Below are 24644 nucleotides of genomic sequence, written 5' to 3' on the forward strand. Positions count from 1 at the left end.
CGGCGATGCGCGCAGTCAGCTATGAACAGTTCGGAGGGCCGGAGGTCCTGCACGTGGCCGACGTGCCGGTACCCGAGCCCGGGCCGGGGCAGGTGCGGGTACGGGTCGCGGCGTCGGTGGTACATCCGGTCGATCTGATGGTCCGCTCCGGTCGGTTCCCGGCCCCGTTGCCGACCGGTCTGCCGTACACGCCTGGCTGGGACGTCGCCGGCAGCGTCGACGCGGTCGGGTCATCGGTCGAGGAGTTCACGATCGGCGACGAGGTCATCGGCTTCTCGCCGTGGCTACAGACCACGGTCGGTGCCCACGCGGAGTACGTGGTCCTCGACGCCGCCTGGCTGACCTCCGCGCCCACCGGCGTCCCCGCCACCGAAGCGGCGACCCTGCCGACCAATGGTCTCGCCGCCGCCCAGGCCCTCGACCTGCTCGCGCTCCCGGCGGGTTCGGCCGTGCTCGTCACCGGCGCCGCCGGGCAGGTCGGTGGGTTCGTTCTGGCGCTGGCCCGGGCGGCGGGTCTGCACGCCACGGGACTCGCCGGGGCCGACGACCGCGAGTTCGTCGAGTCGCTGGGCGCGGCGTTCCTGTCGCGCGCCGACGATCCGACGGGGACGTTCGACGCGGTCATCGACCTGGCGGTGATCGGCCCCTCGCTGCTGGACCTCATTCGGGACGGCGGCGGCTACGTGGCCGCGTCGCCCCCGCTTCGCCCGGAGCCGGTGCGGGGAATCCGGACCTTCGCGCTGGAGGTGCTACCGGACGGATCCCGGCTGGGCGAATTGGTCAAACTCGTCACCAGCGGCAGCATCCCGCTCCGGGTCGCTGACGTGTACTCCTTCGCCGACGCGGCGGCCGCCCACGACCGGCTGGCCCACGGCGGCGTGCGCGGCGGCGTGGTGATCGTCCCATGATCCGCAGCGAAAGTCCGGCCCTCGCGCTCCAAGGTGCGCAGGCCGCTCGCGTCACGCCTACCGCACGGCGTGGCGCGAGCGCCTCCGCCTGATCGATCGTGACCAGGTCTCCTGGTGGGCGTTCCCCACAGCATCGGCCAGCGGTACGGTTCGACCGTGCTTGCCGGCGTCACGCGACCGTTGATCTTTCTGGACATCGACGGCGTACTCATTCCGCTCCGGGCCCGTCCAGCCGGCGCCGCGCGCCAGCTGAGCAGCGGTACGCGACACACGACCGACCGCTCCGGCAATCCACTGCTGGATCGTCTCGACCCGGACGACGGCCGCCGTCTGCTCGCCCTACCCGGGGACCTGGTCTGGGCGAGTACCTGGTTGGCCGAGGCGAACGAGGTCGTCGCGCCCCGGCTCGACCTGCCTGTTCTGCCCGTCGTGGACTGGCCCGATGCCGACGAGGAGCCACCGCGCGGCGTGCACTGGAAGACCGCACTCCTGACACGGTGGGCGGCGGGACTTCCGTTCGTCTGGCTCGACGACGAGATCACCGACGCCGACCGGCGATGGGTGGCCGCACGCCACCCACGGCCAGCGCTGCTGCACCGCGTCGACCCGTACCTCGGACTGACCGACAGCGACCTCACGGCAGTGCACCGATGGCTCGAACCTGCGGATCACGGCGTGGCGGCGACCACGGCGCGGGACCGGTCTGCGGCGATCCGTACCGCCATCACGCCGAGCGCGGTGCCCACCACATAGCGCTGGACCTTCAACCAGCCCGGCCGATCGCGGAGGAATCGGGAAATCGACCCCGCCGACATGGCGATCAGGCCGTTCACGGTGATCGCGATGGTGATCTGGACCAGGCCGAGCGTGAACCTCCGCGCCGCGAGGCTGCCCGGGCCGGCTTGTAGGCGGACTACAGGTTGTTGATTCGGGCCAGCAGCTCCGCCTCGGTCAGGTTTTCCAGGACCGCGTCCTGCTTGCGGCCCAGGATTGCCAGCAGCTTTTCCTTCTCCAGTTTCTTGGCTGCCGCTGCCTTCGCCGCCTGGTCCTCCGCGAGGCGGATGGCGATGATGTGCTTGACGACCTCCAATTTGGTCTCCAAGGTCGCCTTGGCCGGATTGGTCTCGGTGGCCACGAACGACTCGGTGTCGGTGGCCTTGAGTTCGGCGTTGACCGCCTTGGCCACGTCATCGAGGCTGAAGCCGGACTTGGCGGTCAGCGGAAGCTCCCACAACTGTTCCGTGGTCAGCAGTCCCTTGGCTGACGGGTAGCGGAATTTCTCTCGCGTGGCCTTTTCAAAAATGGTCACGATGGCCTCTCTCCCATTTTCTGTGTAGGAAGTCAGAACTGGATACTGACGAGGTGGCGCCGGCCGCCGGTCATGGTCACCTTGGCGACCACAGAGCTGCGGACCGTGGAGCTGAAGCCGAGGCCGGACAGCTGATCCGGGGACGGCTCGCACTTGGTGCGATCGCCGAGAACCTCGAACACCTTGCGGTGCGGTTGCAGGTCGCCGCGGAGGAACTCGTTGTAGATTCCCCGGGTCGGCTGGTCGTTCACGCACCCTTTCAGGATGAAGAAGTAGTGGCGGTTGCCGACCTCGCCGTCGTCGAAGTAGTTCGGCGAGTACATGATGGTGGACACCGGCACGAACTGTTCGGTGGTGATTCCCCAGAGGTCCTTGCCTGCGCTGCCCCGCTGCATGCCCTTACCCGGCCGGAAAGCGGTGATCACCTCGTCGACGACCGTCATCCGGCCCACCTCGACGGTCTCCTTGTGGCCGACCGCCCGCTCGTGGCTGTAATGCTCGATTTTCCCGTTGCTCTCGGTCTCGATCACGAAGCCGACCTCGGCGCTCTCCCGCTTGTTGAACTGGTGCACCTCGATCCGGTACTCGCCGTCGGGAACGTTGTCGGTCCAGGTGACGTTCTCCACCGGCTCGCGCGAGAATGTCCCGCCCGCGTTCATGTCGACGTCCAGCTTGTTGCGCTTGTCCTTGTACCAGATGTGGTCGCCGTTGGGTTCGAACACGTGCAGGTCAAGGTCGTCGTGGTTGAACCAGGACAGGCTTACCCGCAGCTTGCCGGTGACGTTGCCGCCGGCCCGCTTGACCTTTTCCTTGATCGAGTCGGTGACGTTGCCGTTGTAGGACCAGCCGAAATCGTTGTCCCAGGTGAACAGCCTCGGGGCGGCCGGGTGTCGGCCGGTGGTGAGACTGACGAAGTGCGGTTCGTGGCTGTTGGCCACCCACAGGTCGATGGTCGCGGCGCCGGGCAGGATGTCTTTCATGAAGGTGACCACGGGAACCTCCTCCGGCTCTGCGTCACGAGGGCGCGCGCCTGCCGACCTCATGGTGGCCGCCTGCATGAGCAGCCCTTCGATGCCGTCCTTCATCCGCGACTGTGTGTCGTTGTCGACCCATAGCACGTTGGTGACCGACACATCGGACAGCCGGGCGAACCGTCGCTGCAACGACTCCTCGATACCCAATTCGTCGATGGTCTTCATGGCAGCCTTGACCATGGCCGGGGTGATCAACGCGCGGGGGCGCTGGTAATTCTGCGGTGCCACCTTCGTCTCGAACGACCGGACCGCCTGCTCTAGGTCGACGCCCGCGGAGAGATCCTGGACGAGGGTGCCGATCACCGTGTTGCGAAAGCGGGCCGCCGGGTTCATGGCGTTGGCGAAGAGGAAGGCCTGTCCGTCGGTCGCCTTCGTCCACCGGTTCTGCAGTGACCGGAACTCGGTCACCGCCCGACGATGCTCCGTGCCGCGGTAGAGGGCATTGTCGTCGATGAGGTCGACGACGGTGTCCAGAGCGTGCTGGGTCAGCTCGGCCAGGCCACGCTGGAACACCTGCACCGCGGCGTCGAAGGCGGCCCGTGCCGCGCCGACGTCTTTGATGCGATGCCGCTTCTCCACCCGGCCGTGCAGGTGGTGCCACACCTCGACCTGGCCGTCGCGCAGCGTCCGCGTCGTCCTTTTCCCGTACTGCTCCTCGGTGGATCGGAAAATGGTGGACAACGGCAGCGTGCCGACGAACTCGTCCATTGCGGCGGCGACGACGGAGAAGACCGGGCCGGATGCAGACACCCCGGACCAGACGGAGCGGACCTGTCCGTTATGGATCTCGACGATGTTACCGAAGTTCTTGATGAACCCGCGGCAGGTCGAGCAGTCGTACTCGGACCGCGCGCGGAACCGGAGATTGGTGCCGGCGGGGAAGGAATCGAGAAAGGTGAGCCAGAGCGAGTCCCGGTCGAGACCGTCGCCGACGACGTACAACTCGCCCTTGGACATCTCGGACAGACGTGTAGTCACATCCGTCACGAACTGCTGGAAATCGCCCACTGCGTCATCCTCCTTGATCACCGGAGATCCTACGAAGTGCCCGCAATCGGAGAAACACATTTCCGGCTGTCCGGCACGGTCACGGACGGGCGCCGGTGGCCGGCGGCCAGTCGACCGGATTCGCGTACGGCGGTAGGGTGCCGAGACCGCGGTCAGCAGTTCCACCAGTTGGCCGGTGGCGCCGTTGAGCAGATCCCGGCTCACGCCGTGGTTGCCTTCCCGGGCACCGGCAGGTCTAGGTGGTCGGGGCATGCTCCGCATGATGGTTTCCTCGTCACCAACAACTCCGCCGACTCTGCGAGGAGACCGGTGTCCTCGCGCTCGAACTACGTGCCGAGATCGAGAGGGTCGCCTGAGACCTGACCCGAGTAGCGGATCTCGAACAACTTCTCAGGCACGCCAGGCTCGCACCGAGGGACCGTGTGAACACGCGCTTGATCAGATGCTCGCTCATGCCGCCGGGCGGGTGCGGCAGCTCGCGACCGTCCGTCACTTCCGTAAGCCCGCCCCGGTCATCTGCCATGCCGCTCGACGCGCGCTCGTGCCGAGCAGCGCGGGTTCGGTCGTGGTCAGGCCCGATGCTCGGCGAGAACCTTGCTGAACATGGCAAGGTAGCTGTCATGAGCTAGGGACAGTTCTCCAAGCGCGTCTTCGGTGAACCACGCGATGGCATCGTGTTCGTCCGGCGCCACGTTGACCGGAGACCCCGTCCACGCCTCGATCAGCCAGATCTGCATGTCGAACGTGTCGGCACGAACTTCGTACACGGGCGGACCCGATGGCGCCGCGACGTCGATGCCCAGCTCCTCCCGAAGCTCTCGGGCAAGTGCCACGCCAGGCAGTTCCCCGGGCTCCACATGCCCACCGGGCAGGTCCCAGACATCGGGATACCAACGACGCCGGGGAGATCGGTGGACTAGCAGGACCCGATTACCGTCGCACAGCAACCCCGTGACGATGCGAGCCCGGGGAGAGCCCTCCGCGAAGTTCGACACAGGCGCATCCTGCCACCGGTCGCAGCCGACACCTGCCGAGCGGTGGCCGGCACACCGATCTGCCGCAGGTGCGGCGTACCGCCCGTTCCGGCCGTCCGAGGCGAACGGCCCTCCCGTCAGGAAGGGCCGTTCGTGGCCGAGTGCGGCCACCTGGTTGATCGCCCACGACCGCCTTCGGGCCGCTGTCGCGCCGTAACCGCGACCGTCCCTCCCGGTCGCCGGCCCGACGGCCCCGGCGCCCGGACCGGGCAAATCCCTAGACCCGGGGCAGGCGCAGGCCGTTCATGCCGCCGTCGACCGCCAGGGACGCTCCGGTGGTCGCGCCCGCGGCCGGACTGGCCAGGTACGCCACCGCGGCGGCGACCTCCTCGGCCGTGACCAGCCGCCCGGTGGGCTGGCGGGCGGCGAGCTGCCGCTTCTCCGCCTCCGGGTCGGCAGCCTTGGCCAGCAGCCGCGCCACCCACGGGGTGTCCACGGTGCCCGGTGCGACGCTGTTCACCCGGATGCCCTCGGAGACCAGGTCGGCGGCCATCGCCCGGGTGAGCGAGTGGACCGCGCCCTTGGAGGCCGAGTAGAGGGCCCGCTGCATCAGCCCGGCCGTGGCGGCGATCGACGAGGTGTTCACGATCGCGGCCCGCGAGCTGCGGCGCAGGTACGGCAGCGCGGCCTTGGTGGTACGGACGACGCCGACCACGTTGACGTCGAGCACCCGGTGCCACTCGTCGTCGTCGTTCGCCTCGACCGTACCGACCGCGCTGATCCCCGCGTTGTTGACGAGGATGTCGATGCCGCCGTACACCTCGGCGACCCTGGCCATCGCCGCGTCGAGCGAGCCCTGGTCGGCCACGTCGGCGACCACCCCCAGCGTGGCGCCGCCCTGCTCGCCGGGGTCGAGGTCGAGCACACCGACCTTTGCCCCGCCCGCGACGAAGGCCGCCACGCAGGCCGCGCCGATGCCGGAGCCGCCGCCGGTCACCACCGCGACCAGCCCGTCAAACCCACCCATCCGCTACCTCACTCCATTTCGTCTCGCTCGTGCCCGCCCACACCGCCCGGATCGCCACCCGGCGCGGTCCGGCCGAAGCCGCCGGACCCGTCACCGACGACGGACCACCGGGCCGTCAGGGAAAGTCGGTGAATCCGAGTTCGCGGTGCAGTTCGGCGACCGCCGCCGCGAACTCCGCCCGGTCCAGCACCGCGCCGGCGTACCGGCCCGCGGCGACCGGCTCGGCGAAGAACCGCTCCGGCAGTGTGTCGGCGTCGAGCCCGATGCCGAGGCGGTGGTTCACCTCGCGTTGCAGCAGCAGCCGCCGCGCGCCGAGCGCCAACACGTCCGGGCAGGCGCCGGTCACCGCCACCACCAGCTCCTCGATGCGGTCCAGCGTGAGCGGTCGGGTCGGGGTGGCCGCGTACGGGCAGACGCCGAGCGCGTCCAGCCCGCTCCAGAGCCGCAGCAGTTGCGCGGTACGGGTCACGTCGATCTCGCCGCGCGGGCGGGGTACCGCCACGCCGAGCCCGGCCAGCTCGGGATAGCTGTGCGGCAGCCCCTGCTCGGGGTCGAAGTCCAGGTCGTGCTCGACGATGTCGTAGCGCGGGCCGATCGGCGCGACCGCGTACCCGAGCCCCAGGTTCGGCTGCGCCCGCGGGTCGAACGGCGGCAGCTCGACGTTCTTGCTGGTCATCGCCGCCTGTGGGGCGACGCGGGCGGCGCCCTCGCCGAGCGGGTCGCCCCCGGCGCCGATCCGCTCGACCGCCGCCGGCACCTCGGCCGCGGGCACCCCGGCAGCGGCGAGCGTGCCGCCGAGGGAGACCGGGTCCAGCCCGAGCTGCTGGCAGCGGGCGTGCACCGGCCACGGGTCGGCCAGCCCCAGGTTCGGCCCGAGCATCGCCAGCGCCTCCTGGTGCAGGCCCGCACCGGCGTACACCTTGATGCAGTCGGTCGGGCAGGCCGGGCAGGCGGCGACCCGCTCGGGCGGCGGCGCGGTACCGACCCCGCCGCGCGAGCGGGTGTCGGCGAAGTTGGCGACCGGGGCGTACCCGGGGTCGGCGGACCAGACCCCGAAGCCCGGCTCGCCGTGCTGCCAGGCGGTGAGCGGGTTGCCGGCCACGGCATCGGCGTACCAGGCCGCGAGGCGGGCCAGCGCCGTCGGGTCGGCGACGGATGGCGGCGTACCGAGCGGCTCCGTACCGAGCGGCTCCGTACCTGGCGGCTTCGTACCGAACGGCTTCGGGTCGGGCCGGCAGACGATCGCCTTGACCCGCTTGCCGCCGAGCACCGCGCCGAGGCCGAGCCGGGGCAGCGGGTGGTCGCGACAGGTGACGATCGAGGCGTACCGGACGCCGTGCTCGCCGGCCGGTCCGATCACCGCGACGGCGGCGTCCGGCCCGTACCGTCGCAGCAGCGCGTCCGTGGCCGGGCCGGTCTCCAGCCCCCAGAGCCCCTCCGCCGGCTCCAGTCGGGCCCGGCCCGCCTCGACCACCACGACGACCGGTCCGGCCGCCCGGCCGTGCAGTACCACGCCGGTGACGCCGGCCGCGCGCAGACCGGCCGCGTACGGGCCCTCCGCGCGCGTCTCGGCGACCCCGCCGGAGAGCGGCGAGAGCCCGATCGCGGCGCAGCGGGCCAGCCCCGGGCCGGCCACCCCGGCGACGACGCTGGCGACCAGGGCGAACGGCGCGTCGGCCGGCTCGGTCGGACCGGTCACCGCGTCCCGCAGTACCCGCAGGGCGGCGATCGGCCCGCCGAGGTCGCCCGGCCGTTCGCCCACCGACGGGCGGCGGGCGACCCCGTCGCCCGGGCCACCGCGGTGGACCGGGCCGTCGGGGTGGACGGGGCCGCCGGGGTGGACCGGGCCACCCGGGTCGAGCGGGTCGCGCGACCCGCTCGACCCGAGGTCGACGTGGATCAGGCCCACGCGGGCCCGTCCGGGTAGCGGTACTCGGTCAGCGTCTCCGGCCGCATCCGGGCCGAGAAGCCGGGCGCGGTCGGCGCCCGGTACGCCCCGTCGACGATCACCACCGGGTCGACGAAGTGCTCGTGCAGGTGGTCGACGTACTCGATGGTGCGGTTCTCCAGCGAGCCGGAGACGGCCGCGTAGTCGAACATGGACAGATGCTGCACCAACTCGCAGAGGCCGACCCCGCCGGCGTGCGGGCAGACCGGTACGCCGAACTTCGCGGCGAGCAGCAGGATCGCGACGTTCTCGTTGACCCCGGCCACCCGGCAGGCGTCGATCTGCACGACGTCGACCGCCTCGGCCTGGAGCAGTTGCTTGAAGACGATCCGGTTCTGCACGTGCTCGCCGGTGGCGACCCGGATGGGCCGCCCGCCGGGGGCGGCGGTGGCGAGCGCGCGCCGGATCGCCGCGTGGCCCAGCACGTCGTCCGGGCTGGTCGGCTCCTCGATCCACCACGGCTCGTACGGCGCCAGCGCGGTCATCCACTCGACCGCCTCGGCGACGTCCCAGCGCTGGTTGGCGTCGACCGCCACCCGGATCCGCGGCCCGACGGCCTCCCGGGCCAGCGCCATCCGCCGTACGTCGTCCGCCAGGTTGCCGCCGACCTTCAGCTTGATCTGGGTGTACCCGTCGGCGACGGCCTGCTTGGCGAGCCGGACCAGCTTGGCGTCGTCGTAGCCGAGCCAGCCCGGCGACGTGGTGTACGCGGGGTAGCCGGTGCGCTCCAGCTCGGCGATCCGCTGGTCGCGCCCTGGGCGGGCGGCCAGTAGCAGGTCGACCGCCTCGGCGGGGGTGAGCGCGTCGGTCAGGTACCGCCAGTCGACCAGGTCGACGAGCTGCTCCGGGCTCATGTCGGCGAGCAGTCGCCACACCGGCTTGCCCGCCGCCCGGGCGGCCAGGTCCCAGGCCGCGTTCACCACGGCCGCCGTGGCCAGGTGGATCACGCCCTTCTCGGGCCCGAGCCAGCGCAGCTGCGAGTCGTGGGTCAGCCGCCGGGCGAACTCGCCCAGGTCGTCCACGGACTGGCCGACCACCATCGGGGCGAGCGAGTCGATGGCGGCCCGGCAGACCTCGTTGCCCCGGCCGATGGTGAAGGTGAAGCCGTGCCCCTCCTGGTCACCGTCGGTGCGCAGCACGAGGTACGCGGCCGAGTAGTCCGGGTCGGGGTTCATCGCGTCGGAGCCGTCCAACTCGCGCGAGGTGGGGAAGCGGATGTCGTACGTCTCGACCGCGGTTACCTTCATGCCGCGGCCCGCACGACCGACCGCTGCCGGCCGAGGCGGTCGATCTCCAGTTCGACCACGTCGCCCGGGACCAGGTACGGGAACCTGCCGGAGAGCGCCACGCCCTGCGGCGTACCGGTGTTGACCAGGTCACCCGGCTCCAGCACCGTGTACTGCGACAGGTACCAGACCAGGTACGCCACGTCGAAGATCATGTCGGCGGTGCTGGAGTCCTGCCGGGGCTCGCCGTTGACCCAGAGGCGCAGGCCGAGCTTGCCCGGGTCGCCCACCTCGTCCGGGGTCACCAGCCACGGGCCGAGCGGATTGAACGTTTCACACGACTTGCCCTTGGACCACTGCCCGCCGGAGACCTCCAGCTGGAACTCGCGCTCGGAGACGTCGTTGGCGACCGCGTACCCGGCGACGTGCGCCAGGGCCGCCTCGGGCGACTCCAGGTAGCGGGCGGTGCGGCCGATGACCACGGCCAGCTCCACCTCCCAGTCGGTCTTCGTCGAACCGCGTGGGATGAGCACGTCGTCGTCCGGCCCGACCACGGTGTTCGGCGCCTTGTAGAAGATCACCGGCGACTGCGGCGGCTGCGCGCCGGACTCGGCGGCGTGCGCGGCGTAGTTCAGCCCGACGCAGAGCACGACGCCCGGCCGGGCGATCGGGGCGCCGATCCGCTGGCCGGCGACGTCCAGCTCCGGCAGGCCCGCCACCAGCTCCGCGTCCGTCGCCGTGCCGCCCGTCCCGCCCGTCAACGCGCCGGCCAGGCCGCCCGCGGCGAGGAACGCGCCGTCGATGTCCCGGGTGACGCCGGACAGGTCGAAGTACCGACCGTCCACGTGGGCCACCGGGCGCTCCGCGCCGGCCGGGCCCACCCGCATGTACCTCATTCGATCTCCAACTGGTAGGTGCTGATCGCCGTGGTGTGGAAGATGTCGTCGGGCGTACCGCCGAGGATCGTCTCGATCGCGGTACGGACCTCGAGGTAGGAGGCCGCGACCTCGCAGACCGGCCAGTCCGACCCGAACATGAGCCGGGCCGGGCCGAAGAGCTCCACCGCGGTCTCCACGAACGGGCGCAGGTCCTCGACCGTCCAGCTGTCCCAGTCGGCCTCGGCGACCAGGCCCGAGACCTTCGCCACCACGTTCGGGCGGGCGGCCACCGGCGTGACCAGGTCGCGCCACTCGGCCAGCCCCTCGGCGCCGGCGCGGATGCGCGGCTTGCCGAGGTGGTCGAGGACGAACCGGCTCTCCGGCAGGTCCGCCGCGACGCGGGCCACGGCCGGCAACTGGTCCGCCCGGACCACCAGCTCGTTGACGAGCCCGGCCGCGGCGACGGCGGCCAGCCCGGCCCGTACGTCCGGGCGGTCGAGGTGGTCGGCCGGGTGGGCCTGCACCTGGTCCCGCACGCCGACGAGCAGGTGGCCGCCGGTGCCGGCGCGGTGTCCGGCGACGACGTCGGCGAGCGCCGGGTCGGTGAGCGAGGCCCAGCCGACCACCCCCGCTATCTCGGGGGTCGCCGCGGCGGTGGCCAGGAACTCGCTGGTCTCGGCGGCGTCGCAGCGCCCGGCCTCCACCAGCACGGTCCGGTCCACGCCCGCGGCGCGCAGGTTGCCGCGCAGGTCGGCCACGCCGTAGTCGCGCCGAATCCGGGTCAGCGACGCGTCCGCCAACCAGGCGTAGTCGGCGGTCCAGAGGTGCTGGTGCGCGTCGATGATCACGGCAGCGGCACCTCCTCCGACAGCAGCCCCTCCCGGCGCAGGTCGCGCCAGAGCTGGCCCGGGATCTCGTACGAGAACATCGCCACCGCGTCGGCCACCTCCTCGGCCGAACGTGCCCCGACCAGTACGGTCGCCACGGCCGGATGCCCGAACGGGAACTGGAGCGCGGCGGCGCGCAGCGGTACGTCGTACCGGGCGCAGACCGCCGCGACGGCCTGCGCGCGGGCGAGCAGCGGCGCCGGGGCGGGCGCGTAGTTGAAGGTGGCGCCCGGCCTCGGGTCGGCCAGCAGTCCGGAGTTGAAGACGCCGCCGACGATGACCGAGACGCCGCGCTCCCGCGCCAGCGGCAGGAGTTCGGCGAGACCCGACTGGTCCAGCAGGGTGTACCGGCCGGCGAGCAGCACGCTGTCGAGGTGCCCGGTACGGACGAAGTCGGCGAGCATCTCCGACTGGTTCATCCCCACCGAGACGGCGCCGATCCGCCCCTCGTCGCGCAGCCGCACCAGGGCCGGCAGGGCGCCGTCGACCGCCGCGGCGTAGTGCTCGTCGGGGTCGTGGATGTGCAGCACCTCGACCCGGTCCAGGCCGAGGCGGTCCAGGCTCTCGGCGTACGAGCGCCGCACCCCCTCGGGGCTGAAGTCCCAGACCGGCTCGACCTCGGTGGCCTCGGCCCAGATGCTGTCGTTGTGGTCGGCCGGCTCGGCGGTGCTCGGCGGCCCGCCGGCCCGCTCGCCACCGCCCGTCGACCCGGTCGCGCCGCCGCCGGTGCCGTTGCGCGTCGCCGGAGGTGCGACGCGGTCGAGGACCCGGCCGACCTTCGTGGAGAGGGTGAACTCGGCGCGGGGCTTGCCGGCCAGCACGTGCCCGGCGCGGCGCTCGGAGAGGCCGCTGCCGTACAGCGGCGCGGTGTCGAAGTAGCGCAGCCCCTCCGCCCAGGCCCGCTCGACGGTGGCGTACGCCTGCTCGTCGCCGACCCGCTGGTAGAGCCCGCCGAGCGGGGCGAGCCCGAGCCCGAGCCGGGTCACCTCCACGCCGGTGGAGCCCAACCGGGTCCGATCCGTGGGTCTCATGCCGCCTTCCCCTCTCCCCCGGCGCCGGCGGTACCGGCACCGTGGATCAACCTGATGATCGCCTGGCTCATCCGACCGTAGTCGTGGTCGTTGGGCAGCTCCCCGCGCAGCGTGAAGTCCGCCATCACCGCGATCCGGTCGGCCAGCGTGACGATCTCGGGCAGGTCGGAGGAGATCAGCAGCAGCGCCAGGCCGGCCTCGGCCAGCTCGGCGATGAGCTGGTGGAAGGCGGCCTTGGTGCGTACGTCGATGCCGACGGTCGGCTCGTCCACGATCAGGATCTCGCAGCGGGCGGCGAGCCACTTCGCGAGGCTCACCTTCTGCTGGTTGCCGCCGGAGAGCTGCCCGGCGAGCTGCCGGGGCGAGGCGGCGCGCAATCCGAGGCGCTCGGCGTACTCGGCCACCACCCGCCGCTCGGCCCGCTCGGTGACCAGGCCGGCGCGGGCCAGCCGCCGCCAGACCGTCACCCCGATGTTGCGGGTGATCGGCTGGTCGAGGAAGAGCCCCTCCTCCTTGCGGTTCTCGGTCACGTAGCCGATGCGGTACCGGCGCAGCGCCTCGCCGACGTCGCGGATGCGGACCGGCCGGCCCTGCACCTCCACCGTGCCGCCGGTGATCCGGTCCAGCCCGAGCAGCGCCTTGGCCAGCTCGCTGCGGCCGGCGCCGACCAGCCCGTACAGGCCGAGGATCTCGCCGGGGCGTACCTCCAGCGAGACGTCGCGGTGCCCGCGCGCGGTGCTCACGTCGCGCAGCCGCAGCGCCGGCGCGGTACCGGCGTCGACATGCCGCTCGGCGAGCCGCACCGAGGCGTACGCCCGGCCCACCATCAGGTCGACGATCTGGTCCTGGGTGTGGTCGGCCAGCGGCTCGGCCTCGGCGACGCTGCGGCCGTCCCGCAGCACGGTGACCGTGTCCGCGACCGCGAAGACCTCCTCCAGCTTGTGGCTGACCAGCACCACCGCGTGCCCGCTGTCGCGCAGCTTGCGCACGATCGCGTAGAGCCGGTCGGCCTCGTCGCCGGTGAGCGACGCGGTCGGCTCGTCCAGCAGCAGCACCCGGCTGTCGACGCTGAGCGCCTTGGCGATCTCCACGAGCTGCGCTTGGGCCACCGACAGCTCGGCGACCGGGCGGTCCGGGTCGAGGTCGAGGTCGAGCAGGTCCAGGCAGCGGCGCGCCTCGGCGCGCATCCGGGCCCGGTCGACCATCCCGAAGCGGCGGGGCAGGTGGTGCAGCACGATGTTCTCGGCGATGGAGAAGGCCGGAATCAGGTTGCGTTCCTGGTGCACCACGCCGATGCCGGCGCGCTGGGCGTCCATCGGGCCGCCGAGGTGCAGCTCCCGGTCGCCGAGGACGATCCGGCCGCCGTCCGGCCGGTACACCCCGGTCAGGAGCTTGACCAGGGTGCTCTTGCCGGCGCCGTTCTCTCCGAGCAGGGCGTGCACGCTGCCGGGGGCGAGCCGCAGGGTGGCGCCGTCCAGCGCCCGTACCCCCGGGAACGTCTTGACCAGGTTCTCGGCGGTGAGCATCACGACGACCTCCGCAACAGCCTCTGCCGGACGGTGCCGAGCAGCACCGCGCCGAGGACGACCGCGCCGACGATCAGGTCGATCCAGCGCCGGTTGATGTCGAACTGGGCCTGCATCACGTCCACCAGCCGGACCAGGAACGCCGCCAGGCAGGTACCGACGACGCTGACCACGCCGCCGGTCAGCGCCACCCCGCCGATGATCGGCGCGGCGAAGCTGGGCAGCAGCAGGTCGTCGCCGATGCTGGAGTTCACCGAGCCGGAGGCGGCGACCGTGAGCACCGCGGCGACGCCGGCCAGCAGACCGCTCAGCCCGTGCGCCACGACGATGGACCGGTCGTTGGAGACCCCGCTCAGCCGCGCGGCGAACGGGCTGCCGCCGGTGGCGAGCAGCTGCCGACCGGTGACGGTACGGGCGAAGAAGACGGCCACCAGCGCCGCCACGGCCAGCGCGACGAGGAAGACCACCGGCAGCCCGAGCACCGAGGCACGCCCGAACTCCCGCAGCCCGGGCGAGTACCCCTGGAAGGTGTCCGGCCCGTTCACGCCGTACCGGAGCCCCTCGAAGATGGTCATGGTGGCGAGCGTGACGATGAAGCCATTGATCCGGGTGAAGACCACCAGCAGGCCGTTGAGCAGGCCGGCGGCGAGCCCGACGGCCAGCGCCCCGAGCACCGCCAGCGGCGCCGGCAGGCCAGCCTCGATCATCAGCCAGGCGGCGATCATCGCGCAGAGCCCGGTGAGCGTACCGACGGAGAGGTTCATCTGGCCGATCGCGAGCACCACCATCTGGGCGAGCCCGATGATGATCGGTACGGCCAGGAAGCGGAAGAACGCGCCGAGCGTACCGGCCGAGAGCAGGTTGCCGCCGGTGGCCACGGCCAGCGCCACGAACCCGGCCAGGGCCAGTACGGCGAGGGTGAACTCCGACTGCCGCGCGGCGCCGCGCAGCCGTACCCCGAGCCGCCCGGAGCCGGTGCGGCCGGCTCCCGGGACGTTGTCCGTGGTGGCGGCCGTGTCGGCCCCGGTCTGTCCGGTGGTCATGCCCGCGCTCCTCTCCGCTCGGCCACGACGTGGCGCACCCGGTCCAGCGAGAGCGCGACCAGCAGCACCAGGCCGATGTAGAGCTTGAGCTGGTCGAGCTGGAACTGCAGCAGGTTCAGTCCCTTGTAGATGACCTGGGTCAGGGTGGCGCCCAGGACGGTGCCGAGCACGCTCACCGCGCCGCCGGCCAGCAGCGTGCCGCCGAGCACCGGCCCGAGGAACGACGGCAGCAGGAACTGGTCGCCGATGCTGGCCGAGAAGGCGCCGTTGTTGGCGGCGAGCAGGAAGCCGGCCAGCCCGGCGAGCAGCCCGCTGAGCGCGTGCGCCTGCACCACCCGGTTACGGGTCGGTACGCCGGACAGCTCGGCGGCCCGGCTGTTGGCGCCGGTCATCAGGATCTCCCGACCGACCCGGGTGAACTGGAAGATCAGCCCGACGACGACCGCGGCGACCAGCGCGAACGGCACGACCAGCGGGATCCGCGGTCCGCAGATCTCGCCCATGCAGTAGTCGGCGAAGGTGTCGTTGCGCAGCGACGTCATCCCGGCGGGCTGCCCGGCGAAGGCCACCCCGTCGGTGAACCGGGTGTAGAGGATCGTGATGAGGCCGACCAGGGCGAAGTCCAGGGCGAGCGTGACCACGAACGAGTTGACCCCGGTCCGCGAGATGATCAGTCCGGCGAGCGCGCCGAGCAGCGCGCCGACGGCCAGGCCGATGAGCAGGCCGACGACGAGCGGCACGCCGAGCCGGTCGTACGCGAGCCCCATGGCGAAGGCGCTCATCGCCGCCATCCGCCCGACCGCCATGTTCATCTGGCCGAGCGAGAGGACGGCCAGCTGGGCGAGCCCGACCACGGCGTAGACGCTGATGTCCGACTGCAACGGCACCAGGGTGAGCGTGGTGTCCAGGAAGGCCGGGCGCAGCGAGGTGAAGAGCACGACCAGGCCGACGAGCAGGACGACCAGGCCGACGCGGGGGTTGGCCCAGAGCGGGATCCGGGGCGGCTTGGCCGGCGCCGCCGCCGGGGCCGGGGCCTCGGGCGGGGTGTCGGTCCGGGTACTCACCGGACTCTCCGGTCGTCGATCGCGTCCCGGTCCCACTCGATGCCGAGGCCGGGGGCGGTGGGGGCCAGCGCCTCGCCGTCCACCACCTCGATCTCCCGCCGCGTGATCGCACGCAGCTGCGGGATGTGCTCCAGGTAGCGACTGTTCGGCACCGCGCAGCAGAGACTCACGTGCAGCTCCATCAGGAAGTGCGGGCAGACCGGTACGTTGTACGCCTCGGCCAGGTGGGCCACCTTCAACCAGGGCGTGATGCCGCCGATGCGGGCCACGTCGACCTGGATCACGCCGGCGGCCTGGCGGTGCAGGTACTCGCGGAACTGCGCCACCGAGTACATCGACTCGCCCACCGCCACCGGGATGGTGGTGGCGGCGGCGAGCGACTGGTGCCCGGCGACGTCGTCGGCGGGCAGGGGCTCCTCGAACCAGTAGGGGTCGGCCGGTTCGAGCAGCCGGGCCCGGCGGGCGGCCTCGGCCGCCGTGAGGGACTGGTTGGCGTCGAGCATCAGGTCGAAGTGGGGCCCGACGGCCGCCCGGACGGCGGCCAGCCGGTCGGCGTCCTGCACCGGCGAGCGCCCGATCTTCAACTTGACCCCGCGCCACCCGGCGGCCTGGCTGGCCTTCGCGCCGACGATCAGCTCCTCGGTGCTCAGGTGCAGCCAGCCGCCCTCGGTGTCGTAGAGCGGGATGCGGTCCTTGGCGCCGCCGGCGAGCTGCCACAGCGGCTGGCCGGCGGCGCGGCAGCGCCAGTCCCACAGGGCGGTGTCGACCGCGGCGAGCGCCAGCGAGGTGATCGCCCCGACGGTGGTGGCCCGGGTGGCGGCGAACAGGTCCCGCCACACGGCCTCCACTCCCCGCGGGTCCACGCCGACCAACCGGGGCAACAGGTAGTCGCGCAGCAGGGCGAGCACAGCGGTACCGCCGGTGCCGATCGTGTACGAGTAGCCGGTACCGCCGCCACCGTCGTCGGTCGCGATCTCGACGAAGATGGTCTCCTGCTTCAGGAACGACTGGACTGCGTCGGTGCGTACCGTCTCGACCTCCAGGTCGACCAGGTACGCCTCGGCGTGGGTGATCGCGGGCAACACTGCTCCTTACCGGGGACTTCCGTGGCGGACCGACCGACTCAGTTGCAGGTGAGGTACTGGCTGTCGAACGCCTTGCGCAGTTCGTCGGTCTTGGCCTGCCGGTCGGTCTCGTAGCTCTCCACGTTCTCCTTGGTCACCACGAAGGAGCCCGAGTCGACGACCACGCCGGGCTGGCTCACGGTGCAGCCCTCGGAGAGCTTGAGCAGCGCGTACGAGCCGACGGATGCCTGCCCGACCGGGTTCTGCAGCACGGTGCCGGCGACCGAGCCGTCCCGGATGCCGGCGAGGATGGTCTGGTCGTCGTCGATCGCGATGACCTTGATCGGCAGCTTGGCCTGCTTGACCCCCTCGGCCGCGGCGACGGCCGGGTTGTAGGCGGTGTTGACGATGCCCTGGATCTGCGCGCCCTTCGCGGCGAGCAGGTCGGCGACGGCCTTCTGCGCGCTCTGCAGGTCCTTGTCGACGTCGGTGATGGTCTGCAGCAGCTTGACCTTGCCGCCGGCCTCGTCCACCGCCTTCTGCACGCCGGCGATGCGGCGCTGGGTGTTCGAGTCGACCTTGTTGCCGGTGAGGTGGACCAGGTTGCCCTGGCCGCCCATCGCCTTGATCGCCGCCTGGCCCGCCTTGTACGCGGCCAACTCCACGTCGGTGGAGAGGCAGAAGTCGGCCTTGTTCACGTTGCCGGCCGGGCAGGACGCGAGCGAGGCGACCGGAAAGCCCTGCCGCTTGAGGTCCTCGAAGGTGGCGTTGATGTTCTCCGGGGAGACGCCGAAGATGCCGAACGCGTTGTAGCCCTGCGCGGCCAGCGACTTCAGCACGTCGTTCTGCTTGGTCTGGTCCCAGCCGGAGGTCTCGTTGAAGGTGACGTCGGCGACGCCGAGTTCGGTCTTGGCCTTGGCGCCGGTCTCCTTCCACGGCTGGAAGTAGGGGTGCGCGCCGCCCGGAACGAGGGCGATCTTCACCTGGTCGGCCGTCCGCTTGGTAGCGCCGGCCGCTTCGTTGTCGCTCTTCTTCGTACAACCGGCGCTGGCGCCGACGGCGAACACCAGGACGGTGGCCACCGCGCCGAGCCGGACGAACGGTTTACCAGTCATGACCGCAACCTCTCGCCCGTATCATGGATCCTATAGGATGTTTCCTGAGTGTGTACCGTCTCACTCCGAGCGAGTCAAGACTTAACCTGCGGGAAACGAGTCCCCGACAGGGTCGAGGGAGGGTCGATGACCAGCCGTGAACCCGTGCAACTGCGGCGCTCCACGCTCGGCGACGACGTGTACGAGACGCTGAAGAACCTCGTGCTGGAGCACATCCTCGCGCCCGGCGACCGGATCAACATCGACGCGCTCGCCCGGGAACTCGCCGTCTCCCCCACCCCGGTACGCGAGGCCCTCGCCCGGCTGGAGGCCGACGGGCTGGTCCGCAAGCGGCCGCTCGCCGGCTACACGGTCAGCCCCCTGCTGACCCGCGACGAGTTCTTCCAGATGTTCGAGATGCGCCTGCTGCTGGAATGCGCGGGCAGCCGGTTCGCCGCCGAGCGGGCCAGCGCCGAACACCGGGCCGCCATCACCGCCGAGGCCGCCACCCCCGTCCCGCCCGAGACCGGTACGCCGGAGGGCTGGCACGCGGCGTTCACCGCGCTCGACGCGCGCTTCCACGACCTCGTCGCCGACGCGTCCGGCAACCCCCTGCTCCGCGAGGGCCTCTACCGGCTGCACGTCCACCTGCACCTGCACCGGCGCTACTTCCCGTACGCCCAGACCGGCACCACCAGCGACGAGCACCAGCGGGTCGCCCGCGCGATCGCGGCCGGCGACCCGGACCAGGCCGAGGCCGCCATGCGGGAGCACCTCGTCCGGGCCCGGGAGCGGCACCTGCCGGCCTTCGACTGACCCGCCCGCCGCGCACCCCGGGGCGAAAGTCGCCCGAGGCGTTAGCGCGGGTGTCCATCCCGGGTATGAGGAAAGCGGGCCGGGTACTGTCGATCATGCTGGACCCGGTCCGGGAACCTCCGCCCTGCCGTTCCACGCCCCCGTCCCGACGCCCGACGCAGCCCGGTCGCCGCGGGCCGCCACGCCACGAGTGGCCTGCTCCGCACCCGTACCGGCCGCGTTCCGTCGTGCCGGGGCGCGCTGGCAGGCTGGTTCCCGCAGTGGTCCAGCTCCCGTGCTGGGATCCGGTTCCCGGCTCCCACGGGTGGGGCAGTTCCCGTCGCGGGTGCAACCGTGCCGGGCCAGCAGGAGGCGCCGATGAACCGGGCAGCAGACGTGACCGACGCAGCACGCCCCGGCACCGAGCTGGGACCGCCGCCGGCCCCGATCCGGGACCGCGACCGGTACCTCGACCTCTGGCGGGCGGTGGCCCTGGTACGGGTCGTCACGTACCACGTCTTCGGCTGGGTCTGGCTCACCGTGCTCTTCCCGGCGATGGGGTTGATGTTCGCGCTGGCCGGCTCGTTGATGGCGAACTCGCTGGACCGGTCCGGCTCCCGGGCCGTGGGGCGCCGGCTGCGCCGGCTGCTCCCGCCGCTCTGGGCCTTCGGCGCGGTGACCGTCCCGCTGATGCTGCTCACCGGCTGGGGCCCGGCGCCCGGCGCCTCCCTCGGCTGGGGCGAGCTGGCCTGGTGGGTCCTCCCGGCCCGGACGCCCCCGGTGGGGAGTCAGTCCTGGGCCTGGGCGTTCAACTCGGTGCTCTGGTACATCGTCACCTACCTCTGGCTGGTCCTGCTCTCCCCGGCCCTGCTCGCCCTCTACCGGCGCTGGCCCTGGCCGACCATCGCCGCCGCGGCGGCCCTGCCGGTGGCCTTCGTCTGCAACGTGGTCACCATCGGCGGCTACTTCAACGAGCAGGCGCTCAACATCAGCTCGTACCTGGCCTGCTGGCTGCTCGGCTTCGCCCACCACGACGGCCTGCTGCGGCGGATCCCGGCCCGCCGGTACGCGATCGGCGTCGCGGTACTCGCGGTCGCCGGCGCGACCTGGGTGCTGGTCGCCGCCCTGCGCACCGGCACCTTCGACCTGAACCGGATCCCGGGCGGCAACACGCTCTGGTCGATGGCCTTCGTCGCCACGGTGCTGCGGGTCCGGCCCCGGCTGGAGTGGCTGGAGCGGGTCCGCCCGCTGAACCGGGCCGTCGAGCTGCTCAACGCGCGCGCCGTGACGGTCTACCTCTGGCACCTGCCGATGGGCATGATCGCCGCCCTGCTGCTGCCCCCGCTGACCTTCCCGAACTGGATCGGCGGGATCGTCATCCGGCTGGCCGGGGTCTGGCTGCTCACCATCGTGGCCGTCGCGATCTTCGGGTGGGTCGAGGACATCGCCGCCCGCCGCACCGCCGCGCTCGTACCGCCCCCGCTCGGCCGCCGGTCCGCCGCCCCCGCGGCCACGCCCCGGCCCGCCGCGGCGAGGCCGCCCGGCAACCGCTGGCACCGGCTCATGGTCACCACGGTCGCCGCCCTCGCGGTCGGCCTGGTCACCACCGCCTTCAACGTCTCGCTCACGCCGACCCTCAGTCGGGACCGGCAGCCGCAGCACGAGGTGACGCACTACCTCTCGGACCTGCTGCTGGTCCTCGACGGGGCGGCCGAGCCGGTGCCGGCGCAGCGCGACGCCGACGTCCTGCCCGGCACGGTCACCGTCGACGGCGAGATCTATCCCCGCGCCGTGGTCACCGCGGCGCCGAGCCGGCTGCGGGTGGACCCGCCCGCCGGCTGCGACCAGTTCCACGCGGTCATCAAGGTCGGCGACGGTGGCGGCGGCGCCGACGCGGACGAGGTGACCTTCTCGGTACGCGCCGACGAGCGGACGGTCTTCGACTCGGGGGCGCGTACCCGGGCCAGCGAGGCGGAGCAGATCGACGTCGACATCGCCGCGGCGCGCACCGTCGACCTGGTCACCACCGGCCCGGCACGCAGCTCCGCGATCTGGGCCGACGCCCGCTTCGACTGCTCGCCGTAGGCAGCATTGCCAACGGCTATCGAGACCCGGCGGACCGCGATGCCCGGCGCCCCGCCTACGCTCGGTCCCCGGTCGGGAAGGTTCGCCGAGAGGAGCGCGGGATGCAGGCAGTGATCCGGAGCTGGACGCGGGGTCGCCTCCAGGAGCTGCTCGGGGTGCGGTACCCGGTCGTGCAGGGACCGTTCGGGGCCGGGCCCTCCACGGTCGAGCTGACCGCGGCCGTCTCCAACGCCGGCGGCCTCGGCTCGTACGGCGCGCACGCGCTCGCCCCGGACCGGCTCGCGCCGCTGGTCGCGCAGCTGCGGGCGGCCACGTCCCGGCCGTTCGCGGTCAACCTCTGGCTCCCCCAGCCGGGCGAGGTGGACCTGCGGATCTCCGACGCCGAGCTGGCGCGGCACCTCGCACCGCTGCGGCCGTACCTGGCCGAGGTCGGGCTCCCCGAGCCGACCCGGGCGGACCTGGTACGCCCCGACTACCACGCCCAGATCGAGGTGCTGCTCGCGGCGGAACCGCCGGTCATCAGCTTCACGATGGGGGTGCCCGAACCCGCCGTGTTGGCCGAGGCACGCCGCCGGGGCATCGTCACCTTCGGCAACGCGGCCACGGTCGACGAGGCGGTCGCCCTGGCCGAGGCCGGGGTCGACGCGGTGGTCGCCTCGGGCAGCGACGCGGGCGGCCACCGAGGGTCCTTCCTGGGCCCGGCCGAGGAGTCGATGGTCGGCACGTTCTCGCTGGTCCCGCAGGTGGCCGACGCGGTGCCGGTACCGGTCGTCGCGGCCGGCGGCGTCGCCGACGCCCGGGGCGTGGTCGCCGCCCTGGCCCTGGGCGCCGACGCGGTGCAGATCGGCACCGGCTTCCTGATCACCGAGAAGTCGGGCGCGAGCCCCGCCCACAAGCGGGCACTGGCCGGCCCGGCGGCCCGGGCCACGGTCCTCACCCGCGCCTTCTCCGGCCGGTACGCCCGGGGCATCCCGAACCGGCTCCAGCGGGAGCTGGACGCCTTGCCGGAGCCGGTGCCGGGGTACCCGCTGCAGAACCTGCTCACCCAGGCCCTCCGCCGTACCGCCAACGAGCGCGGCCTGCCCGACCTCATCCACCTCTGGTCCGGGCAGGCGGCGCCGCTGGCCGTCGCGCGTCCCGCCGCCGACTACCTGGCGAGCCTCGTCGCGGACGTCCGTACGCTGCTCGGCATCGACGGCTGACGCGACCGCCGGGCGGTCAGGGCTCGACGATGTGCATGGCGGCCTCCTCGGCGGAGGCCGCGCCGCCGTCGATGCCGACGTCGTAGCCGACCGAGTCCGCCTCGGTGTCCTCGCCGAAGCCCTCGTCCGGGGCGATCAGCCGGCCCGCCCGCCGGTCACCGACCTGGTCGGCCGCGTAGAACTCGCCGGACTCGCTGAGCGTCTCGTCGCGCGGGAGGGCCTGGTCCGGCACCTCCTGGCGGATCCGCTCGTCCAGCGTCTCGCCCCGCAGGGCCTCCTCCGCGGTGACCCCGAAGGCCGTGACGCCCCGGTACCTCTCCGGCGGCGAGTAGCCCTCGTCGAGCGCGTCGTCGAGGCCGCGATCGTCGAGCGTGTCGCCGGCCGCCAACTGCCCCTCGTCGTGCGGGCCCCACATATCCTGCTTGTCCATCTCCGTCTCCTCTGACCGAACCCGGCCGGCGGACCGCGCCCCCCGGCATCAAGCCGATCAGTGCAGCTTAGGCCGTATGCCGGCACGGCCGATCCACCGCCGGCCGGGCGGTGCCGGGCGATCGAGCAGCCCCGATGGACGCGCCGGGAGCGCAACGGTTGACGTCGATCTGATGGCGTGACAGAGTGCGGCCCAACGGCGGGTCGCTCCATCGACGCCCGCCGAACAGATGGTGCGGCGGCGCGCTCCTGACCGGTCCCCGAGGGAGCCCCATGCCCCGATCCGCACCACCGCCACCGCCACCGCCACCGCCACCGCCACCGCCACCCGGGCAGCCATCCGCCACCGGCCGGTGCCGGCGCGCCCGGTCCCGTCCCCCGCGAAAGGAGTTCTCCGTGCGCGCGTACCTCCGGGCCGCCCTGGCCCTCGCGATCACCGCGATGGCGGCGGCCGTCGCGCTGCCGACCGCCGCCACGGCCGCACCGCTCACCAAGATCCTCGTCTTCTCGAAGACCGCCGGCTTCCGGCACTCGTCGATCCCGACCGGCATCGCCGCCATTCGGCAGCTCGGCACCGCCAACGGCTTCGCCGTGGACGCGACCGAGGACGCCGCCGCCTTCACCACCGGCAACCTGGCCCAGTACCAGGCCGTGGTGTGGCTGTCGACCACCGGCGACGTGCTCAACGACGCCCAGCAGGCCGCGTTCCAGTCGTACATCGCGGCCGGGGGCGGCTACGTCGGGGTGCACGCCGCCGCCGACACCGAGTACAGCTGGCCGTGGTACGGCGGGCTGGTGGGCGCCTGGTTCGCCTCGCACCCGGCCATCCAGCAGGCCACGTTGCGGATCGAGGACCGGGCCAACCCCTCCACGGCGCACCTCGGGCCGACCTGGACCCGTACCGACGAGTGGTACAACTACCGCACCAATCCCCGTACCAACGTGCGGGTGCTGGCCAGTCTCGACGAGTCGTCGTACTCGGGCGGCAGCATGGGCGACCACCCGATCACCTGGTGCCAGAACTACGGCGGCGGGCGGTCCTGGTACACCGGGCTCGGCCACACCGAGGAGTCGTACGCCGATCCGAACTTCACCCGGATGCTGCTCGGCGGCATCCAGGTGGCCGCCGGGGCGCGCGGCGCCGACTGCCGGCCGGAGTCGGGCTACACGCCGCTGTTCGACGGCACGCAGGCCAGCCTGAACAGCTGGCGGCAGGCCGGACCGGGCGGCTTCACGCTGGCCGGCGGCACGCTGACCTCGTTCGGCGGGATGGGGCTGCTCTGGTACCCGGTCCGCACGTTCAGCGACTACTCGCTCAAGGTCGACTGGATGATGCCCGGCGACGACAACGGCGGCGTCTTCATCGGCTTCCCGGACCCGCAGGGCGACCCGTGGCGGCCGGTCGACCAGGGCCACGAGATCCAGATCGACGCGACCGACGCCGACCCGACCCGTACCACCGGCAGCGTCTACAGCTTCCGGGCGCCCGACGCGGCGCTGCGGGCCGCCGCGCTCAACCCGCCGGGCTCGTGGAACAGCTACGAGATCGCGGTCACCGGGCAGCGGGTCGAGGTCTACCTCAACGGCGTGAAGATCAACGACTACACCAGCTCGCGGGCGATCGCGAACGGCTACCTCGGCGTACAGAACGACGGCGACGGGGCGGACATCAACTACCGCAACATCAGGATCAAGGCCGGCGGCGTGGCCACCCGGGACCTCGCCCGAGGTCGTCCGGCGACCGCCTCCGGCGTGGAGACCGGCAGCCAGCACGTGCCGGGCAACGCGGTCGACGGCAACGCGTCGACCCGCTGGAGCAGCCTCTACGCCGACCCGCAGTGGATCACTGTCGACCTCGGGGCCACTTACACCCTCAACCGGGTACGCCTCACCTGGGAGACCGCCTACGGCCGGGCGTACCAGATCCAGACCTCGCCGGACAACGCCACCTGGACCACCCGGTACTCCACCAGCGCCGGTGACGGCGGCACCGACGACGTCGCGATCACCGGCACCGGCCGGTACCTGCGCGTCTACGGCACCCAGCGCGCCACCCAGTGGGGCTACTCGCTGTGGAACCTGGAGGTCTTCGGCAGCTGAACACCCTCCGCC

21 protein-coding genes are annotated in these 24644 nt (G+C 72.3%); 6 read left to right on the forward strand and 15 right to left on the reverse strand.

The window, feature by feature from the left end; genetic code table 11:
- Positions 1-5: 5 nt before the first annotated feature.
- Together AB0J86_RS26355 and AB0J86_RS26360 are read left to right on the forward strand one after the other, a co-directional pair.
- Positions 6-908, forward strand: a complete 903-nt coding sequence (locus AB0J86_RS26355) for an NADP-dependent oxidoreductase (RefSeq protein ID WP_363860283.1) — start codon at positions 6-8, stop codon at positions 906-908.
- Positions 909-1088: 180 nt separating this feature from the next.
- Complete coding sequence (locus AB0J86_RS26360; RefSeq protein ID WP_363860327.1) at positions 1089-1661, forward strand: HAD domain-containing protein; 573 nt, start codon at positions 1089-1091, stop codon at positions 1659-1661.
- Between the two features lie 160 nt (positions 1662-1821).
- Here the strand turns inward: AB0J86_RS26360 and AB0J86_RS26365 are convergent, their stop codons facing one another.
- The 14 genes from AB0J86_RS26365 to AB0J86_RS26430 form a co-directional block, all read right to left on the reverse strand.
- Positions 1822-2217, reverse strand: coding sequence for a hypothetical protein (locus AB0J86_RS26365; RefSeq protein WP_363860284.1), 396 nt, complete (start codon positions 2215-2217; stop codon positions 1822-1824).
- 32 nt (positions 2218-2249) lie between these two features.
- Entirely contained in the window at positions 2250-4259 is a 2010-nt protein-coding gene (locus tag AB0J86_RS26370) for a hypothetical protein (RefSeq protein ID WP_363860328.1), read from the reverse strand.
- 569 nt (positions 4260-4828) lie between these two features.
- Complete coding sequence (locus AB0J86_RS26375; protein WP_363860285.1) at positions 4829-5254, reverse strand: NUDIX hydrolase; 426 nt, start codon at positions 5252-5254, stop codon at positions 4829-4831.
- A 256-nt stretch (positions 5255-5510) separates the two neighbouring features.
- Complete coding sequence (locus AB0J86_RS26380; RefSeq protein WP_363860286.1) at positions 5511-6260, reverse strand: SDR family oxidoreductase; 750 nt, start codon at positions 6258-6260, stop codon at positions 5511-5513.
- A gap of 115 nt (positions 6261-6375) precedes the next feature.
- The gene (locus AB0J86_RS26385; protein ID WP_363860287.1) at positions 6376-8169 is read right to left on the reverse strand and encodes an aldehyde ferredoxin oxidoreductase N-terminal domain-containing protein; all 1794 of its coding nucleotides are present in this window, start codon (positions 8167-8169) and stop codon (positions 6376-6378) included.
- Positions 8160-9455, reverse strand: coding sequence for an enolase C-terminal domain-like protein (locus AB0J86_RS26390; RefSeq protein WP_363860288.1), 1296 nt, complete (start codon positions 9453-9455; stop codon positions 8160-8162). Before AB0J86_RS26390 ends, AB0J86_RS26385 begins: the two co-directional genes overlap by 10 nt.
- A complete protein-coding gene (locus AB0J86_RS26395; RefSeq protein ID WP_363860289.1) occupies positions 9452-10330 on the reverse strand; it encodes a fumarylacetoacetate hydrolase family protein in 879 nt (292 codons plus the stop codon). Before AB0J86_RS26395 ends, AB0J86_RS26390 begins: the two co-directional genes overlap by 4 nt.
- Complete coding sequence (locus AB0J86_RS26400) at positions 10327-11160, reverse strand: amidohydrolase family protein (protein WP_363860290.1); 834 nt, start codon at positions 11158-11160, stop codon at positions 10327-10329. Before AB0J86_RS26400 ends, AB0J86_RS26395 begins: the two co-directional genes overlap by 4 nt.
- Positions 11157-12230: an aldo/keto reductase gene (locus AB0J86_RS26405; protein ID WP_363860291.1), complete on the reverse strand. Its 1074-nt coding sequence runs from the start codon at positions 12228-12230 to the stop codon at positions 11157-11159. The genes AB0J86_RS26400 and AB0J86_RS26405 overlap by 4 nt, the downstream gene beginning before the upstream one ends.
- Positions 12227-13756, reverse strand: a complete 1530-nt coding sequence (locus AB0J86_RS26410; protein ID WP_363860329.1) for a sugar ABC transporter ATP-binding protein — start codon at positions 13754-13756, stop codon at positions 12227-12229. The genes AB0J86_RS26405 and AB0J86_RS26410 overlap by 4 nt, the downstream gene beginning before the upstream one ends.
- Positions 13756-14799: an ABC transporter permease gene (locus tag AB0J86_RS26415; protein WP_363860292.1), complete on the reverse strand. Its 1044-nt coding sequence runs from the start codon at positions 14797-14799 to the stop codon at positions 13756-13758. The genes AB0J86_RS26410 and AB0J86_RS26415 overlap by 1 nt, the downstream gene beginning before the upstream one ends.
- On the reverse strand, positions 14796-15863 hold the full coding sequence (locus AB0J86_RS26420; protein ID WP_363860293.1) for an ABC transporter permease: 1068 nt from the start codon (positions 15861-15863) through the stop codon (positions 14796-14798). The genes AB0J86_RS26415 and AB0J86_RS26420 overlap by 4 nt, the downstream gene beginning before the upstream one ends.
- Complete coding sequence (locus tag AB0J86_RS26425) at positions 15860-16945, reverse strand: mandelate racemase/muconate lactonizing enzyme family protein (protein WP_363860294.1); 1086 nt, start codon at positions 16943-16945, stop codon at positions 15860-15862. The genes AB0J86_RS26420 and AB0J86_RS26425 overlap by 4 nt, the downstream gene beginning before the upstream one ends.
- A 41-nt stretch (positions 16946-16986) precedes the next feature.
- The gene (locus tag AB0J86_RS26430; protein ID WP_363860295.1) at positions 16987-18042 is read right to left on the reverse strand and encodes a sugar ABC transporter substrate-binding protein; all 1056 of its coding nucleotides are present in this window, start codon (positions 18040-18042) and stop codon (positions 16987-16989) included.
- A 126-nt stretch (positions 18043-18168) separates the two neighbouring features.
- Between AB0J86_RS26430 and AB0J86_RS26435 the strand changes: the two genes are divergently transcribed.
- From AB0J86_RS26435 to AB0J86_RS26445, 3 genes are all read left to right on the forward strand, one after another.
- A complete protein-coding gene (locus AB0J86_RS26435; RefSeq protein WP_363860296.1) occupies positions 18169-18837 on the forward strand; it encodes a GntR family transcriptional regulator in 669 nt (222 codons plus the stop codon).
- 357 nt (positions 18838-19194) lie between these two features.
- A complete protein-coding gene (locus AB0J86_RS26440; protein WP_363860297.1) occupies positions 19195-20901 on the forward strand; it encodes an acyltransferase family protein in 1707 nt (568 codons plus the stop codon).
- A 101-nt stretch (positions 20902-21002) separates the two neighbouring features.
- On the forward strand, positions 21003-22103 hold the full coding sequence (locus AB0J86_RS26445; protein ID WP_363860298.1) for a nitronate monooxygenase: 1101 nt from the start codon (positions 21003-21005) through the stop codon (positions 22101-22103).
- Positions 22104-22119: 16 nt separating this feature from the next.
- On the opposite strand, the gene AB0J86_RS26450 is transcribed toward AB0J86_RS26445, so the two are convergent.
- Positions 22120-22533 (reverse strand): DUF5709 domain-containing protein, encoded by a 414-nt coding sequence (locus tag AB0J86_RS26450; RefSeq protein ID WP_363860300.1) that lies wholly within the window; start codon positions 22531-22533, stop codon positions 22120-22122.
- Between the two features lie 440 nt (positions 22534-22973).
- Between AB0J86_RS26450 and AB0J86_RS26455 the strand changes: the two genes are divergently transcribed.
- Positions 22974-24632: a ThuA domain-containing protein gene (locus tag AB0J86_RS26455; RefSeq protein ID WP_363860330.1), complete on the forward strand. Its 1659-nt coding sequence runs from the start codon at positions 22974-22976 to the stop codon at positions 24630-24632.
- Positions 24633-24644: the final 12 nt, after the last annotated feature.

The organism is Micromonospora sp. NPDC049559 (assembly GCF_040676675.1).
Classification (GTDB): domain Bacteria; phylum Actinomycetota; class Actinomycetes; order Mycobacteriales; family Micromonosporaceae; genus JBFAPK01.

Excerpts from the sequence above, each read along its gene's own strand:
- AB0J86_RS26395 (WP_363860289.1), bottom strand. The coding sequence starts at position 10,330 with ATGAGGTACATGCGGGTGGGCCCGGCCGGCGCGGAGCGCCCGGTGGCC.
- AB0J86_RS26415 (WP_363860292.1), bottom strand. The coding sequence starts at position 14,799 with ATGACCACCGGACAGACCGGGGCCGACACGGCCGCCACCACGGACAAC.
- AB0J86_RS26450 (WP_363860300.1), bottom strand. The coding sequence starts at position 22,533 with ATGGACAAGCAGGATATGTGGGGCCCGCACGACGAGGGGCAGTTGGCG.
- AB0J86_RS26435 (WP_363860296.1), top strand. The coding sequence starts at position 18,169 with ATGACCAGCCGTGAACCCGTGCAACTGCGGCGCTCCACGCTCGGCGAC.
- AB0J86_RS26355 (WP_363860283.1), top strand. The coding sequence starts at position 6 with ATGCGCGCAGTCAGCTATGAACAGTTCGGAGGGCCGGAGGTCCTGCAC.
- AB0J86_RS26390 (WP_363860288.1), bottom strand. The coding sequence starts at position 9,455 with ATGAAGGTAACCGCGGTCGAGACGTACGACATCCGCTTCCCCACCTCG.
- AB0J86_RS26410 (WP_363860329.1), bottom strand. The coding sequence starts at position 13,756 with ATGCTCACCGCCGAGAACCTGGTCAAGACGTTCCCGGGGGTACGGGCG.
- AB0J86_RS26405 (WP_363860291.1), bottom strand. The coding sequence starts at position 12,230 with ATGAGACCCACGGATCGGACCCGGTTGGGCTCCACCGGCGTGGAGGTG.
- AB0J86_RS26445 (WP_363860298.1), top strand. The coding sequence starts at position 21,003 with ATGCAGGCAGTGATCCGGAGCTGGACGCGGGGTCGCCTCCAGGAGCTG.
- AB0J86_RS26380 (WP_363860286.1), bottom strand. The coding sequence starts at position 6,260 with ATGGGTGGGTTTGACGGGCTGGTCGCGGTGGTGACCGGCGGCGGCTCC.
- AB0J86_RS26440 (WP_363860297.1), top strand. The coding sequence starts at position 19,195 with ATGAACCGGGCAGCAGACGTGACCGACGCAGCACGCCCCGGCACCGAG.
- AB0J86_RS26430 (WP_363860295.1), bottom strand. The coding sequence starts at position 18,042 with ATGACTGGTAAACCGTTCGTCCGGCTCGGCGCGGTGGCCACCGTCCTG.
- AB0J86_RS26455 (WP_363860330.1), top strand. The coding sequence starts at position 22,974 with ATGGCGGCGGCCGTCGCGCTGCCGACCGCCGCCACGGCCGCACCGCTC.